Source organism: Micromonospora yongxingensis, from assembly GCF_052601155.1.
The window spans coordinates 70,375-86,479 of the sequence record NZ_JBQXEO010000012.1; the positions used below are offsets into that span (position 1 = coordinate 70,375).

Here is a 16,105-nt window from a genome sequence, read left to right on the forward strand (position 1 = left end):
CATCTCGTCCCTGCTCGCGGCGTCGGTGCGACGCCGTCAGGCAAAGTCCACACAGTTGTGCCTCTGCGCGCAAGTGGCGCACCGGGTGGAACGGAATTTACCGTGCCAGCAGCGTACGGGCACCGTCGGTAATGGCTTCCGCGGAGACCAGAACATGACGTGCTGCCGGACCTAATGGTACAAACGAGTCAACTCCCGCCACACGTCGCACGGCGCCGACATATCCGGCGTCGACCAGCGCGGCGATCACTCCCTCGCCGACACCGCCCGACCGGCGGGTCTCGTCCACCACCAGCACACGGCCCGTCGCCGAGGATTCCCGGATGATGTCGGCGACCGGCAACGGGGCCAGCCAGCGCAGATCCACCACCCGGGTGCCCACCCCCTCCTCGGCGAGGACGGCCGCGGCCCGCAGCGACATCCGCACCCCGTTACCGAAGGTGATGATGGTCAGGTCGTCGGCCGACCCGACCCGGTAGACCCGGGCCCGACCGATCGGCACGTGCCCGGCCACCCAGGCCCCCGGCTCCGGATAGCCGGCCAGCCACTCCCCGTCGCCGTCGGCGTACAGGTCGCGGGTGTGGTAGAGCGCGATCGGCTCCAGGAACACGCAGACGCTGCCGTCCACGGCCGCGCTGGCCAGGCAGGTCCGCAGCATGGGCGCGGCGTCGTCCGGCCGCGCCGGCACCGCGACCACCAGGCCGGGCACATCGCGGAGTACGGCCACCGAGTTGTCGTTGTGGAAGTGCCCGCCGAACCCCTCCTGGTACGCCAGCCCGGCCACCCGCAGCACCATCGGGTTGCGGAACGCCCCCTGGGAGAAGAACTGCATGGTGGCCGCCTCGCCACGCAACTGGTCCTCGGCGTTGTGCAGGTACGCCAGGTACTGGATCTCCGGCACCGGCAGCATCCCGGCCAGCCCGGCGCCCAGCCCCAACCCGAGCACCGAGGTCTCGTCGAGCAGGGTGTCGAAGACGCGGGCCGCCCCGAAGCGGTCGCGCAGCCCCTTCGTCACCCCGTACACGCCGCCCTTGGCGGCCACGTCCTCGCCGAAGACGGCCATCTGCGGGTGGTCGAGCAACCCGTCGGCGAGCGCCGCGTTGATGCTCTGCGCCAGGGTCAACGGGCCGGCCAGCTCCGGCGGCTTGCCCCCGAACGCCTCTGCCCGGGCGCCCGCTCCCGGGCCGCTGGCCCGGGCCGCCGCGTCGGCCACCGCCCGCGCCACCCGCACCGGCCGGCGGGGCGCCAGCGCCGACACCACCTCGGCAGCGGAGCCCAGCTTCGGTTCGCCCAGCACCTCCTCGGCGAGGCGGCGGACCTGCCAGCCGGTCTCGTCGTACCGGGCCAGCAGTTCCTCGCCGGTGGCCAGGCCGGCGTCGACGAGCAGCCGCGCGGTGGCGACAACCGGGTCCCGGTCCAGGTCCGCGGCGAGTTCCCCCGGGGTGCGGTACGCCAACTCCGCGTCGGCCCCGGCGTGCCCCATCAGCCGGACGGTGCGCAGGTGCAGCACGGCCGGACGGCGGTGCCGGCGCACCCAGGCCGCGGCCTCCGCCGCCACCGCGTACGCCTGCACCGGGTCGCCCCCGTCGGCGGTGAAGTAGTGGATGCCCGGCCTGGACCGTAGCGTCGCCTCCACCCAGCCCTCCGGGGAGCGGACGCTGATGCCCAGCCCGTTGTCCTCGCAGACGAAGAGCACCGGGATGCGCAGCCCGGCGTGGTCGTACCAGCCGGCGGTGTTGAAGGCGGCGGTGGCGCTGGCGTGGTTGACCGAGGCGTCGCCGAACGAGCACACCACGATGGCGTCCGGCGGCCACGGGGCGTGGGTGGCGCCGGCGCCGCTGCCGACGCGCACTCCGGAGGCGGTGCGCCGCCCGGCGCTGTCCATCCGGCGCAACCGCTCCACGGCCAGTCCCATCCCGACCGCCCGGGGCAGGTGGGAGGCGATCGTGGAGGTGGTCGGCACGATGGCCAGGTCGGCACGACCGAAGACCTTGTGCCGGCCACCGGCGATCGGCTCCTGACTGGAGGCGACCATCCCGCGCAGCACGTCCCGGGCCGCCTGCGCGTACGCCGCGAACCCGCCCGTGGGCGGCGCGGAGCCGGCCGGCCCGGACTCGGCGGGCGCGGACTCGGCGGGAGCGGACTCGGCCGGCTCGGACTCGGCGGGTTCGGCGGGCGGTTCGTCGTCGGCGGTCACCACGGAGGACGTGGCGGCGGTCTGGGCGGCGCGCACACAGTAGAAGGCTCCGGAGCGGTAGTGCAGCAGCGCCGGATCGGTGGGCCGCAGCGCGGCGGCGACCGCCGCGTTGCCCTCGTGCCCGGCCGAGCCGATCGTGTAGAAGCCCTCCCCGAAACTGCGCAGCCAACGGCCCGCCAGGTCGAGCTGCCGGCTGGTCACCTGCGCGTCGAACAGATCCAGCAGTTGCGCGCCGGTCAGTGGGGCGTCGTCGATGACCGGGTCGGCGGGGTCACGCCGTCGCTCGGCGGCGGGCAGCGCCGCCAGCGTCTCCCGGAAGCGGTCGTCGAGATCTTGCGGGGTGGTCACGTCGCACAGCATTACCGACGCAAGCCCTGGTCGCCCAGTGGGACACGGTGGGCGCGGGTCGACCTACTCCGGCCCGCACGGCTCCGGACAACCGCCGTCGGACACCTTCCAGACCAGGTCGCGCAGGGTGTCGAGCTCCTCGTCGGTCAGACCGGCCAGGAGTCGGGAGTCGGACATCACCTCGGTCACCCGGCCCCGCACACCGCGGCCCTTCCCGGTCACCACCAACGTCTTCTGCCGCCGGTCGGCCGGGTCGGTGCGACGCTCGACCAGGCCGGCCTGCTCCAGCTTGTCGACGAGCGCCGTCACGTTCGACCGGTCGCAGCCGAGCCGCTCGGCGAGGTCGCGGGCCGGCAGGGGATGGTCGGGGTCGAGCTCGTTCAGCGCCCGGGCCGACGCCGGGGTGAGCCCCAGCTCGGCGAACGCGGAGTCCTGCCGGTGCCGTAGCGCGGCGGTCACGTGCGCCATCCGGCGCACCACGTCGGTGGCCAGGCCGGCACGGTCCACCGGCACACCCGCTCGGGAACCCGCCTCCTGCGCCACGGCCACATCGTACGCACGGCACCGGCCGGTCAGCTCATCGATCGGGTCCGGTCACGCCGGCCCCCTGAACGACCACGGGTGTGCAACGGCGGCGCGGGGCGGATCGACCGCGGTCATCGGTGTTCGACTGCCGGCGGCAGGGAGGGGCCCTGGCTGTCACCTGCCGGCCACCCGGGCTGGCGAGGCTCCCCACGTCACGAGAGATCGGACTCTGGGGAGGATTTCGTGTCACTGTCCCGACGTACCATCCTGCTGTCCGGCGCCGCCCTCGGCGCCGCCGGTGCGGTCACCGGGCTGCCGGTGGCGGCCGCCGCTGCGACGGCCCGCCGCCCGCTGGCCTACCCGTTCACCCTCGGTGTGGCCTCCGGCGACCCCGACCACGAGGGGTTCGTGCTGTGGACCCGCCTGGCCCCGCAGCCCCTGGCCGAGGACGGCCTCGGCGGCATGCCCGACCGCGACGTCCCGGTGCACTGGGAGTTGGCCGCCGACGAGCGCTTCCGGCACGTCGTGCGGCGCGGGGTCTCCGTCGCCCGCACCCGTTCGGCGCACAGCGTGCACGTGGAGCTGGCGGGCCTGCTGCCCGGGCGGGAGTACTTCTACCGGTTCCGCGCCGAGCGACACCTCTCGCCCGTCGGGCGCACCCGCACCGCCCCGGCGCCGTGGACCATGCCGGCCGCCCTGGCGATGGGCTTCGCCTCCTGCTCCCAGTACGAGCACGGCTACTTCACCGCCTACCGACGGCTGGCCGAGACCGAGCCGGAGCTGATCCTGCACCTGGGCGACTACCAGTACGAGTACGCCCCGGACACGTACAACGTCCCCGGCGGCAACCCGCGCGACCACGAGGGGCCGGAGACCCGGACGCTGGCCAACTACCGGCAGCGGCACGCCCAGTACAAGACCGACGCCGACCTTCAGGCGGCGCACGCGGTGGCGCCCTGGGCGGTGGTCTTCGACGACCACGAGGTGGAGAACAACTGGGCCGACGAGGTGCCCGAGGCGCCGGACCCGGAGTTCCCCGCCCGCCGGGCGGCGGCGTTCCAGGCGTACTACGAGAACATGCCGCTGCGGCGGACCTCGATTCCGCGTGGCATCGACATGCAGCTCTACCGGCGGGTGCGCTGGGGGCGGCTGGCCACCTTCCACATGCTCGACACCCGCCAGTACCGCGACGACCAGGCCTGCGGCGACGGCTACCGGGACTGCGCGGCGGCGGCCGACCCGGCCCGTTCGATCACCGGGGCCGAGCAGGAGGCGTGGCTGCTGGACGGCTTCCGGCGCTCGGACGCCCGCTGGGACATCCTGGGCCAGCAGGTCTTCTTCGCCCAGCGGGACAACAACGCCGGCCCGCTGACCGTCACCAGCATGGACGCCTGGGACGGCTACGTCGCCTCCCGCGACCGGATCACCCGGGGCTGGCTGGCCGCCGGGGTGCGCAACCCCGTGGTGCTGACCGGTGACGTGCACGCGCACTGGGCCAGCGACCTGAAGCTGGACTACGCGGACCCGACCTCGCGCACCGTCGGCACCGAGCTGGTCTGCTCCTCGATCACCTCGACCGGCGACGGCGCGGACTCGGCGTCCGGCTCCCACCCGTGGTTCGGCTTCAACCCGCACCTGCGCTTCCAGAACAACCTGCGGGGGTACGTGCGCACCACGATCACCCCGGGCCAGCTCGCCGCCGACTTCGACGTGCTGCCGTACGTCAGTCGGCCGGGCGCGCCCGCGTACACCCGGGCCTCGTTCGTGATCGAGGACCGCGTGCCCGGCCTGCACCAGACGGCGGACAACCCGGTCCCGTCGGCGGCACGCACGGCCACCGACGCGGGCGCGGACGAGGGCCGACGCACGGTGGAGCGGGAGACCGTGCGCCCCTGACCCCACGCCATGATCCGCGCAACCTCAGGGACGGTGTCGCCTCGGCACGCGGTGCGGCAGCAGGTTCCCGGAGGTTGCGCGGATCCCGCGGGAGGTGGGCGGGCGCGGCCCGGACGCCAGGCGGGGCGGTCAGCCCGGGAGGAAGGAGAAGCGGACCTGGCGGGTGGGGTTGTCGCCGTTGGTGTCGACCAGGCAGACGGACTGCCAGGTGCCGAGGGCCAGGCGCCCGTCGAGCACCGGCAGCGTGGCGTACGGCGGGACGAACGCCGGCAGCACGTGGTCCCGGCCGTGGCCGGGCGAGCCGTGCCGGTGCCGCCAACGGTCGTCGGTCGGCAGCAGCGCGTCGATCGCGGTGAGCAGGTCGTCGTCGGAGCCGGAACCGGTCTCGATGATCGCCAGGCCGGCGGTGGCGTGCGGCACGAACACGTGCAGCAGACCGTCGCCCTGACCGGAGACGAACCGCTCGGCCTCGGCGGTGATGTCGTGGACGGTCGGCCGCGACCCGGTCCGGACGGTGATGACTTCACTGCGCATACGTCGCATTCTGCCGCAGCGCCTCCGACGAGCCGGACGAGAGGGGTTCGGACGGCCGTAGCGCTAAGTTACCGGCGGGTACCTGTGTTCAGCGTCGCGTCGGGGGGACCTAGACGTGACGACGGGTGCCACCAGGGGGCAGGATGGCGCTAGAGACCTATCCCACACACAACCGAGGGAACGCCTGTGGCTACGGAACGCAAGCGCCCGGTGATCAGCGACGGCCTACCGAGCCAGCTTCCGGACATCGACCCTGAAGAAACCAGCGAATGGGTCGAGTCGCTCGACGGTGTCATCGACGATCGCGGCGCCAAACGCGCTCGCTACGTCATGCTGCGCCTGCTGGAGCGGGCCCGCGAGCGCCAGGTCGGGGTTCCGCCCCTGACCACCACCGACTACATCAACACCATCACGCCGGAGCGGGAGCCGTGGTTCCCGGGCGACGAGCACGTCGAGCGGCGGATCCGGGCGTACGTCCGGTGGAACGCCGCCATGCTGGTGCACCGGGCGCAGCGCCCGGAGATCGGCGTCGGCGGGCACATCTCGACCTTCGCCAGCTCGGCGTCGCTCTACGAGGTGGGCTTCAACCACTTCTTCCGGGGCAAGAACCACCCGGGCGGCGGCGACCACATCTTCTACCAGGGTCACGCCTCCCCCGGTATGTACGCGCGGGCGTTCCTGGAGGGGCGTCTCAGCGAGCACCAGCTCGACGGGTTCCGCCAGGAGCTGTCGCACCCCGGTGGTGGGCTGCCCTCGTACCCGCACCCGCGGCTGATGCCGGACTTCTGGGAGTTCCCCACGGTCTCGATGGGCCTGGGCGGGCTCAACGCGATCTACCAGGCCCGGTTCAACCGGTACCTGCAGCACCGGGGCATCAAGGACACCTCCCAGCAGCACGTCTGGGCGTTCCTCGGTGACGGTGAGATGGACGAGCCGGAGACGCTGGGCGCGATCGGCGTGGCCGCCCGCGAGGAGCTCGACAACCTCACCTTCGTGATCAACTGCAACCTCCAGCGGCTGGACGGCCCCGTCCGTGGCAACGGCAAGGTGATGCAGGAGCTGGAGTCGTTCTTCCGGGGTGCCGGCTGGAACGTGATCAAGGTGGTCTGGGGCCGCGAGTGGGACCCGCTGCTCGCCGCGGACACCGACGGCGCGCTGGTCAACCTCATGAACACCACGACCGACGGTGACTACCAGACGTACAAGGCCGAGTCGGGCGCGTACGTGCGGGAGCACTTCTTCGGCCGCGACCCGCGGACCCGCAAGATGGTCGAGCCGCTCAGCGACGACGAGATCTGGAACCTCAAGCGGGGTGGGCACGACTACCGCAAGCTCTACGCGGCCTACAAGGCGGCCACCGAGCACACCGGTCAGCCGACCGTCATCCTGGCGAAGACGATCAAGGGCTGGACGCTCGGCTCGCACTTCGAGGGCCGCAACGCGACCCACCAGATGAAGAAGCTGACGCTGGAGGACCTGAAGACCTTCCGCGACCGGCTCTACCTGGACATCCCGGACAAGGCGCTGGAGGACAACCCCTACCTGCCGCCGTACTACAACCCGGGTGAGAAGTCCGAGGAGATCCAGTACCTGAAGGAGCGGCGCGAGCAGCTCGGCGGCTACCTGCCGTCCCGGCGGACCAGCACCAAGCGGCTGGCCATCCCCGGCCCGGAGCGGTTCGCCGACGTCAAGCGCGGCTCGGGCAAGCAGAAGGTGGCCACCACCATGGCCTTCGTCCGCCTGCTCAAGGACATCATGAAGGACAAGGAGTTCGGCAAGCGCTGGGTGCCGATCATCCCGGACGAGGCGCGCACCTTCGGCCTCGACTCGATCTTCCCGACCGCGAAGATCTACTCCCCGCACGGCCAGCGCTACACCTCGGTCGACCGGGAGCTGTTCCTGTCGTACAAGGAGTCGACCACCGGGCAGATCCTGCACGAGGGGATCAACGAGGCCGGCTCGGTCGCCTCGTTCACGGCCGCGGGCTCGGCGTACGCCACGCACGACGAGCCGATGATCCCGATGTACATCTTCTACTCGATGTTCGGGTTCCAGCGGACCGCCGACGGGCTCTGGGCGGCAGCCGACCAGATGGCCCGGGGCTTCCTGCTCGGCGCCACCGCTGGGCGGACCACGCTCAACGGTGAGGGCCTGCAGCACGAGGACGGCCACTCGCTGCTGATCGCCGCCACCAACCCGGCGGTGGTCGCGTACGACCCGGCGTTCTCCTTCGAGATCGCGCACATCATGGAGAACGGCCTGCACCGGATGTACGGGGACGCGCAGGAGAACGTCTTCTACTACCTGACGGTCTACAACGAGCCGATCCTCCAGCCGGCCGAGCCGGCCGGGGTGGACGTGGAGGGCCTGCTCAAGGGCATCTACCGCTATTCCCCGGCTCCGCAGGTCGACGGCCCGAAGGCCAACGTGCTCGCCTCGGGCACGGGCATGCAGTGGGCGCTCAAGGCCCAGCAGCTGCTCGCCCAGGACTGGGGGGTGGCCGCGGACGTCTGGTCGGTGACCTCCTGGACCGAGCTGCGCCGCGACGCGGTGCAGGCCGAGGAGCACAACCTGCTCAACCCGGGCGCCGAGGCGAAGGTTCCGTACATCACGCAGAAGCTCGCCGACGCCGACGGGCCGAAGGTCGCGGTCAGCGACTGGATGCGGGCGGTACCGGACCTGGTCTCCCGCTGGGTGCCCGGCGACTACACGTCGCTCGGCACCGACGGCTTCGGCATGTCGGACACCCGGCACGCGCTGCGCCGGCACTTCCACGTCGACGCCGAGTCGATCGTGGTCGCCACGCTGCGGCAGCTGGCCCGCAGCGGCGCGGTGGCCGCCACCGTGCCGGCCGAGGCCGCCAAGAAGTACGCGATCGACGACGTGAACGCGGCCCCGGTCGGCGAGACCGGCGGCGACAGCTGATCCAGCACGATCCAGGAAGGGCCCGGCGCACCCGCGCCGGGCCCTTTTTGGTGCACCCGCACCCTCGCCCCGCACTCCCCAGCGACCGGGCGGACGGCGGGTGAGACGGGGCGGCGGCGGTCCGGGGTCCCTGGCGGGGACCCGGGGCCACCGCCGGGGCGGGTGACGCCGAGGATCGGCGGTCAGCCGACGGCGGCCAGGTCGGTCAGCCGGGCGAGCGAGTCCTCGAGGTCGGCGCCGACCCGACGCAGCCCGAGGCGCAGCAGGGCCGCCTTGACCGGGCCGGCCGGCCAGCGGACGACGATGAGCCGCACGATGGTCCCGCCCTCCTCCTCCTCGTCGGGAGTGAGCTGGACGTAGATCTCGGTGCGCGCCTCCGCGCGAGCACCGGCGCCCTTGGCCCGTTCCCGCCAGCCGATCAAGGTCGGCTCCTGATAGGCGATCACCTCGGCCTCATGCGCCGAACCGCGCCCCGCCTGGACCAACTGCCGCCGCCCGAAGCCCTCTCCCGAGAGCACTTCGGCCGCGCGGACCCCCGCCAGCCAGGCCGGCAACTGCTCGGCCCGCTGAACGACGTCCCAGACCACTTCCACCGGCGCCGCCACGTGCGCACTGCGTTCCACGAGGATCATTTCCGTCTTTCCTCCAGTGAGGACATCCCACGATATCGGCACTCTATGCGCAAAATCGGACGTACCTGGACGGGTTCGGAAAAAGACACGCCGATCAACCATTGCGCATCCCGCCATCCCGGCCTATGGCGCATTCATCCGGAGCGACCTAGAGTCCCGAGCACGTTTCACGTTGACCGGGAGGGCGCATGTCGACCGCACCGATGCCCGAGTTCCCCACCGGCTTCCGCTGGGGCGTCTCCACGTCGGCCCACCAGGTCGAGGGGGCCACCACAGCGGACGGACGCGGGCCGTCCATCTGGGACACCTTCGCGGGCTCCCCCGGCCGGATCAGCGACGGCAGCACCGGCGCGGTCGCCTGCGACCACTACCACCGGCACCGCGAGGACGTCGCCCTGCTGGCCGGGCTGGGCGTCTCGGGATACCGGTTCTCCATCGCCTGGCCCCGGGTGCAGCCCACCGGCGCCGGTCCGGTCAACGCCGCCGGCCTGGACTTCTACGACCGGCTGGTGGACGACCTGCTGGCCGCCGGCATCGACCCGGTGGCCACGCTCTACCACTGGGACCTGCCCCAACCCCTCGAAGACGCCGGTGGCTGGCTGCACCGCGACACCGCCGCCCGGTTCGCCGCGTACGCGGACCTGACCGCCGCCCGGCTCGGTGACCGGGTCCGGCTCTGGATCACCCTGAACGAGCCGTTCATCCACATGAGCCTCGGCTACGGCATGGGTGTGCACGCTCCCGGCCGGATGCTGCTCTTCGACGCCTTCCCGGTCGCCCACCACCAGTTGCTCGGTCACGGGCTCGCGGTCGCCGCGCTGCGGGCCCGCACCGCCAGCCCGGTGGCGATCGCCAACAACTACTCCCCCGTGCGGGTGCTCGGTGACCGCGACGCGGACCGGGCCGCCGGGGAGGCGTACCAGGCACTGCACAACCGGCTCTTCACCGACCCGCTGCTCGGCCGCGGCTACCCCGACCTGCCCGGGTTCGACGCCAGCGTGGTCCACCCCGGCGACCTCGACACGATCGCCGCACCGATCGACGTGCTCGGGGTCAACTACTACAACCCGACCGGCGTACGCGCCGCCGAGGAGGGCTCACCGCTGCCGTTCGAACTGGTGCCGTTGGAGGGCTACCCGCGTACCGCCTTCGACTGGCCGGTGGCCCCCGACGGGCTGCACGACCTGCTCGGCTGGCTGCGCGACACGTACGGCGACGCACTGCCACCCATCGAGATCACCGAGAGCGGCTGCGCGTACGACGACAGGCCCGACCCGGACGGGCAGGTGCCGGACCCGGACCGGATCGCGTACCTCGACGGGCACCTGCGGGCGGTGCGGGCCGCCATCGACGACGGGGTGGACGTGCGCGGGTACTTCGTCTGGTCGCTGCTGGACAACTGGGAGTGGGCCGAGGGGTTCACCAAACGGTTCGGTCTCGTGCACGTCGACTACGCCACCCAGACCCGTACGCCGAAGTCCTCGTACACCTGGCTGCGGGACGTGATCGCGGCCAGCCGGCCGGGGTCGGTACGGTGACCACCCTCGACCCGACCCCGGCGTCGCTGCCGGCCGCGCTCGCCGAGCCGACCGTGCCGGTGCGGCGCGGCTGGATCGGGTTGATCTTCGCGGCCAACCTCGGGGTCTGGATGGCGTTCTTCACGCCGATCCAGGTGCTGCTACCGCAGCAGATCGAGCAGATCGCGCCGGGCGACAAGGAGACCATGCTGGCCGTGGTCACCGGCCTGGGCGCGCTGGCCGCGGTGCTGGCCAACCCGCTCGCGGGCGCGCTGTCCGACCGGACCTGCCTGCGGGTCGCCGGCCGGGAGTTCGGCCGCCGGCACGTCTGGACCGCCGGTGGGGCGCTGCTCGGCGCGGCGGCGCTGGTGCTGCTGGCCCAGCAGCGGACCATCCTCGGGGTCGCTCTCGGTTGGGTCGCCGCCCAGGTCTGCTTCAACGCGATGCTGGCCAGCCTCACCGCGGCCATCCCGGACCGGGTGCCGGTGGTGCAGCGCGGCGGGGTCTCCGGTTGGGTGGGCATCCCGCAGGCGCTCGGGCTGGTGCTCGGCGCGGTGCTGGTCACCGCCCTGGTCACCGGCAACGCGGCCGGCTACCTGGCCATCGCGGTGGCCATCCTGCTGCTGTCGCTGCCGTTCGCGTTGCTCACCCCCGACGATCCGCTGCCGCGCGCGCACCGCCCGGCGCTGCGGGCGCGGGCGCTGCTGGCCTCGATGTGGATCAGCCCCCGCCGGCACCCGGACTTCGCCTGGGCCTGGATCACCCGCTTCCTGGTCCAGCTCGGCAACGCGCTGGGCACCCTCTACCTGCTGTACTTCCTCACCGACGGGGTGCGCCATCCCGACCCCGAGGGTGGCCTGCTCGTGCTGATCCTGCTCTACACGCTCGGCATGATGCTGACCGCGGTGGTCGCCGGCCGGCTGTCGGACCGCTCCGGGCGTCGCAAGGTCTACGTGATCGTGTCCGGGCTGATCATGACCGTGGCGGCGCTGCTGCTCGCGGTCGCCCCGGTCTGGCCGATGGCGATCGTCGCCGCGCTGCTGCTCGGCGCCGGCTACGGCGTCTACCTCTCGGTCGACGCCGCGCTGATCACCCAGGTGCTGCCCCGGGCCACCGACCGGGCCAAGGACCTCGGCGTGATCAACATCGCCAACTCGGCGCCGCAGGTACTCGGCCCGGCGCTCTCCGCCCCGCTCGTGGTCCACCTGGGCGGCTACCCGACGCTCTACGCGGTCACCGCCGTGGTCACCCTGGTCGGCAGCGCCCTGGTCCTCAAGATCCGCTCAGTCCCCTGAGTCGGGGCCGGGGCCGCAGGGGGTCCTGAGGGAAAGCGGTCGACGGTCGCCGTAGGCTGGGGGACGTGACGGTACGTGTGCGCTTCGCCCCCTCCCCGACCGGTATGTTCCACGTCGGCGGCGCCCGCTCGGCGCTGCAGAACTGGATCTACGCCAAGCAGCAGGGCGGGGTGTTCGTGCTGCGTATCGAGGACACCGACGCGGCCCGGAACAAGCCCGAATGGACCGAGGGCATCCTCTCCGCGCTGGACTGGATCGGCATCTCCCGGGGCAGCTACGAGGGCCCGTACTTCCAGTCGCAGAACGCCGGCGAGCACCGCGCCGCCGCCGCCCGGCTCTACGAGTCCGGCCGCGCGTACTACTGCGACTGCACCCGTGAGGACGTGCAGGCCCGCACCGGCTCGCAGTACCAGGGCTACGACGGCTACCACCGTGACCTCGGCCTCGGCCCCGGTGAGGGTCGGGCGCTGCGCTTCCGTACGCCCGACGAGGGCGCGACCGTGGTGGTCGACCTGATCCGCGGCGAGCCCACCTTCGAGAACCGGCTGATCGAGGACTTCGTCATCGCCCGCGGCGACGGTTCGCCGGTCTTCCTGCTGGCCAACGTCGTCGACGACATGACCATGGGGATCACCCACGTGATCCGGGCCGAGGAGCACCTGCCCAACACCCCCAAGCAGCAGCTGCTCTGGGACGCCCTCGGGGTCAAGCCGCCGGTCTGGGCGCACGTGCCGGTGGTGGTCAACGAGAAGCGGCAGAAGCTCTCCAAGCGCCGCGACAAGGTCGCGCTGGAGGCGTACCGGGAGGAGGGCTACCTCGCCGGTGCGATGCGCAACTACCTGATGCTGCTCGGTTGGGCGCCGTCGGGCGACCGGGAGATCGTCCCGTGGTCGGTGATCGAGGAGGAGTTCCGGCTGGAGGAGGTCAACCCCTCCCCGGCGTTCTTCGACGAGAAGAAGCTGCGCGCGTTCAACGGCGAGTACATCCGTGCGCTGCCGGTGGCCGAGTTCGTCGACGCCTGCCAGCCGTGGTTGACCGGCACCGGGACGATCGCGCCGCCGCCATGGCAGCCCGAGGAGTTCGACGCCGAGGCGTTCGCCGCCGTGGCGCCGTTGGCCCAGACCCGGATCACGGTCCTCAGCGAGATCGTGCCGAACGTCGACTTCCTCTTCCTGGCCTCGCCGCTGATCGACGAGGCCGCCTGGGCCAAGACCATGAAGGACGGCTCCGCCGACCTGCTGGACTCCGCCATCGCGGCGTTCGACGCGTTGGAGTCCTGGGACGCCGAGTCGCTGAAGTCGACGCTGGAGGCGGTCGGCGCCGAGCGCGGCCTCAAGCTCGGCAAGACGCAGGCGCCGGTGCGGGTCGCCGTCACCGGCCGCACCGTGGGCCTGCCCCTGTTCGAGTCGCTGGAGGTGCTCGGCCGCGAGCGCACCCTGAGCCGGATGCGCGCAGCCCGGGTCCGCCTGGTCTGACCGACGCGCGCGACGCGGCCTCGCGGTCGGCCGTCGGCCCTTCGGTCGGTGGTCGGCCGCTGTGACGCGTGCGGCGCTCAGCGTCGCGTCGTGCGACGCCGCAGCAGGAGGCTCGCCGTCAGGGCGGCGACCAGCACGACGCCGCCGAGCGCCCAGAGCCACCACCGGCCGCCGGAGTCGGCCCGCTCCTGGCCGAGCGGCACGGCCGGGGTCGGGCTCGCTTCCGTGGCCGTCGCCGTCGTGGCCCCGGCCGAGGGGACGGCGGCCGAGGGCGAGTTCGCCGGCGCCCCGACACTGGGCGACGGCGGGGCGGACGGGTCGGCGGCCGTGCCGGTGGTGAGGGTGAACCGCACCTCGCCCCTCACCGGGTGCCCGTCGGCGGAGGCTAGCTCGTAACCGACGATGTAGAGACCAGCGGCACCGGGCCGGAACGGCACCCGCACCCGGCTGCCGTCGAAGACCGGCGGCCCGCCGGCGACCACATTGTCCGGTCCGGTTACTGTGATCTTCGTCGTAGCCGGGGCCGGTCTGGCCAGGAAACGAAGCTCGATCCGGGTGGGCGCGCTGGCCACCCGGGCGCCGTCGCGCGGATCGCTGCCGGTCAGCGAATTGTGCGCAGCGGCCGGTGTCGCCGGGATCAACAACGACACACCGAACGCCACGCCGAGCACCACTGGCACGACCCGCGTCAAACGTGTAACCCTGCCCCCCATGAACCCCTCCGTAAGGGTACGATCCGCCCGCTGATCAAACAGCTCCTCATTAGTCGAGCAGAGATCGCAGATAGTTCCAAATACTGTTCCACAAGCTGTAATTCATCGACGTTCTGCGACTCTGTGAGAGTGGCCCCGACCCTGCGGTCGGTTCCGCACCGACCGATCCGGACGTCACGGCGAAGCCATCCATCGAACGGGGCGAGGAGGCGGGATGGTCCGACAGGTGAGGCGGTGGGTCGCCGTGCTGGCCGGCACGCTGGCGGCGGCGCTTCTGTCGCTCGGCACCGCCGGTGCGGCCAAGGCGGCACCGAAGCCCGCGCCAGCCGCGGTGGACATCACCGGCGTGGGGCTGTCCGAGCCGCTGCGGTTGCGCTCGGACACGCAGCCCACGCACGTGGTCGCGGTCATCGACCAGGTCAACTTCCTCGGCCGCACCGGCCAGCCGAACGGTCCGAAGGCGGCCAACCTCGGTCCGAAGTACACGGTCGTGGTGCTCGTCGGCGAGACGCCGAAGCAGACGTACGACCTCTACCCCAAGGCGGTCGGCGGCCCGCGCATCTACCGGCCGGCGAAACAGCCGGACGGGCGTAAGACCAGTGCCGGCTGGTTCCTCGGCCGGCTCAGCATGTCCGAGACGCTGCGTACCGCCGGGGTGCCGCTGGAGCGGCAGTTCGACACGGTCAGCGGCGGCGTCGGCGGCGGCGAGCGGGTGCTCCCGGAGGACACTCTCGACCCGGCCAAGGATCTCGACGAGGCGCTCGGCGAGTTGCAGCACCTGCTGCTGCTCAACGTCGCGGTGATGCTGACCATCACCGTCGGCCTCGCCGGAATCGCCCTGCTGATCCGCCGCCGGACCCGCTGACCGAGTCACCCGTCGCCGGGCGACCCCGCGCTCAGCACCAGCGGCGCGGTGGGCGCTCGCGGCGGGTGGCCCGCTGACGAGGACGCACCGGGCCGTGCTGGTGGGCACCGGCCCACCCCGGCAGATCACTGCGGCAGCCCGCGGCGCCGTCGGGCTCCGGCTCACGCGGCACCGTCGGCTCGGCGGCCCGCTGGCGAGGCACCACCGCCTCGTCGTCGGCCCGCTCGGCCGGACGGCCCGTGACCGGCTCCGCCGGGTGCGACGGCACACCGCCGACCGGCCGACGGTGCTTGGCAGCCGCCTGCGGGTCGTGCCCCGGCCGACAGGGCTCGCCCTGGGCGCAGCCGTGCTCGGCCTCGCCGTGCGCCATCCCCGGTCTCCTCACGCTCGCACTCAGCCGCCGGTGCTCCCCCCGACGTGCCCTGTCACCGTACTGGCCGGGACCGACGGGTCTCGCAGGCGTACCCCGGGGTCAGCGCACCATCGAGTGCCCGAAGGCCACCGAGATGCCCAGGTAGGCGGCGGCGAGACCATGGGTGACGCCGGCTCGGCCCGTAGGGGTCAGCGGGTGCGGTGGGCCTCCAGGTCGGAGCGGGTGAACAACGCGCGCAGCGCCACGCCGTGCTCGGCCAGCGCCGCGGCGCCGCCCTCGGCGCGGTCGATCACGCAGAGCGCGTGATCCACCCGGGCGCCCAGCTCGCGCAACTGCCCGGTGGAGATGACGACCTGCCCGCCGGAGGTGACCACGTCCTCGACCACCAGCACCCGACGGCCGGCCACCTCCGCCCCCTCGGCCAGCCGGGCGGTGCCGTACTGCTTGGCGGTCTTGCGGACGAAGGCGCAGGGCAGCCCGGTGTGCCGGCCGAGTGCGGTCACCACCGGGATCCCACCCATCTCCAGTCCGGCCAGCACCTCGGTGCCGGCCGGGACCAGGGGCGCCAGGTGGGCGGCCACCCGGTCCAGCAGGTGGGGATCGGCCTCGAACCGGTACTTGTCGAAGTACTCGTCGGCGGTCCGGCCCGAGCGGAGCACGAACTGTCCGGTCAGCCGGCAGGTGGCGTCGATGTCGCGGGCGAGCGTGGCCGTGGTCTCTGCGGAGGTCATGATGATCATTCTGGCCGGATCGGCGTGCGGTCGGCGTACCCCTTTCGGCGCATGCCGGGTGCGGCGGGGTCCTCCCCCG

General features: G+C 72.5%; 13 protein-coding genes. 6 read left to right on the forward strand and 7 right to left on the reverse strand.

Translation table 11 applies throughout. From position 1 onward, the window contains the following. Positions 1-97 precede the first annotated feature (97 nt). Positions 98-2,557, reverse strand: coding sequence for a transketolase C-terminal domain-containing protein (locus ACTWLT_RS16585; RefSeq protein ID WP_445319153.1), 2,460 nt, complete (start codon positions 2,555-2,557; stop codon positions 98-100). 51 nt (positions 2,558-2,608) lie between these two features. Beyond that, positions 2,609-3,013 (reverse strand): MarR family winged helix-turn-helix transcriptional regulator, encoded by a 405-nt coding sequence (locus tag ACTWLT_RS16590; protein ID WP_445319245.1) that lies wholly within the window; start codon positions 3,011-3,013, stop codon positions 2,609-2,611. Positions 3,014-3,313: 300 nt separating this feature from the next. On the opposite strand from ACTWLT_RS16590, the gene ACTWLT_RS16595 reads away from it, so the two are divergent. Then, on the forward strand, positions 3,314-4,966 hold the full coding sequence (locus ACTWLT_RS16595) for an alkaline phosphatase D family protein (RefSeq protein ID WP_445319154.1): 1,653 nt from the start codon (positions 3,314-3,316) through the stop codon (positions 4,964-4,966). A 129-nt stretch (positions 4,967-5,095) separates the two neighbouring features. On the opposite strand, the gene ACTWLT_RS16600 is transcribed toward ACTWLT_RS16595, so the two are convergent. Next, a complete protein-coding gene (locus ACTWLT_RS16600; protein WP_445319155.1) occupies positions 5,096-5,500 on the reverse strand; it encodes a secondary thiamine-phosphate synthase enzyme YjbQ in 405 nt (134 codons plus the stop codon). Positions 5,501-5,686: 186 nt separating this feature from the next. Between ACTWLT_RS16600 and aceE the strand changes: the two genes are divergently transcribed. Continuing rightward, the gene (gene aceE / locus ACTWLT_RS16605) at positions 5,687-8,425 is read left to right on the forward strand and encodes a pyruvate dehydrogenase (acetyl-transferring), homodimeric type (RefSeq protein ID WP_445319156.1); all 2,739 of its coding nucleotides are present in this window, start codon (positions 5,687-5,689) and stop codon (positions 8,423-8,425) included. A gap of 182 nt (positions 8,426-8,607) precedes the next feature. Here aceE and ACTWLT_RS16610 read toward each other — a convergent pair whose 3' ends face one another. After that, positions 8,608-9,057, reverse strand: a complete 450-nt coding sequence (locus ACTWLT_RS16610; RefSeq protein ID WP_074313361.1) for an SRPBCC family protein — start codon at positions 9,055-9,057, stop codon at positions 8,608-8,610. Positions 9,058-9,245: 188 nt separating this feature from the next. Between ACTWLT_RS16610 and ACTWLT_RS16615 the strand changes: the two genes are divergently transcribed. The 3 genes from ACTWLT_RS16615 to gltX all read left to right on the forward strand — a co-directional run bounded on the left by ACTWLT_RS16615 (position 9,246) and on the right by gltX (position 13,344). Beyond that, the gene (locus ACTWLT_RS16615; protein WP_445319157.1) at positions 9,246-10,595 is read left to right on the forward strand and encodes a GH1 family beta-glucosidase; all 1,350 of its coding nucleotides are present in this window, start codon (positions 9,246-9,248) and stop codon (positions 10,593-10,595) included. After that, positions 10,592-11,869: an MFS transporter gene (locus ACTWLT_RS16620; RefSeq protein WP_445319158.1), complete on the forward strand. Its 1,278-nt coding sequence runs from the start codon at positions 10,592-10,594 to the stop codon at positions 11,867-11,869. Before ACTWLT_RS16615 ends, ACTWLT_RS16620 begins: the two co-directional genes overlap by 4 nt. A 65-nt stretch (positions 11,870-11,934) precedes the next feature. After that, a complete protein-coding gene (gene gltX, locus ACTWLT_RS16625; protein WP_445319159.1) occupies positions 11,935-13,344 on the forward strand; it encodes a glutamate--tRNA ligase in 1,410 nt (469 codons plus the stop codon). A gap of 77 nt (positions 13,345-13,421) precedes the next feature. Here the strand turns inward: gltX and ACTWLT_RS16630 are convergent, their stop codons facing one another. Further along, positions 13,422-14,036, reverse strand: coding sequence for a copper resistance CopC family protein (locus ACTWLT_RS16630; RefSeq protein ID WP_445319160.1), 615 nt, complete (start codon positions 14,034-14,036; stop codon positions 13,422-13,424). Between the two features lie 235 nt (positions 14,037-14,271). On the opposite strand from ACTWLT_RS16630, the gene ACTWLT_RS16635 reads away from it, so the two are divergent. After that, the gene (locus tag ACTWLT_RS16635; protein WP_252417801.1) at positions 14,272-14,922 is read left to right on the forward strand and encodes a hypothetical protein; all 651 of its coding nucleotides are present in this window, start codon (positions 14,272-14,274) and stop codon (positions 14,920-14,922) included. 31 nt (positions 14,923-14,953) lie between these two features. Here the strand turns inward: ACTWLT_RS16635 and ACTWLT_RS16640 are convergent, their stop codons facing one another. Together ACTWLT_RS16640 and ACTWLT_RS16645 are read right to left on the reverse strand one after the other, a co-directional pair. Beyond that, positions 14,954-15,292 carry a hypothetical protein gene (locus tag ACTWLT_RS16640; RefSeq protein WP_445319161.1) on the reverse strand — a complete coding sequence of 113 codons (339 nt, stop codon included), beginning with the start codon at positions 15,290-15,292 and terminating at the stop codon, positions 14,954-14,956. Between the two features lie 191 nt (positions 15,293-15,483). Continuing rightward, positions 15,484-16,026 carry an orotate phosphoribosyltransferase gene (locus ACTWLT_RS16645; RefSeq protein WP_445319162.1) on the reverse strand — a complete coding sequence of 181 codons (543 nt, stop codon included), beginning with the start codon at positions 16,024-16,026 and terminating at the stop codon, positions 15,484-15,486. Positions 16,027-16,105: the final 79 nt, after the last annotated feature.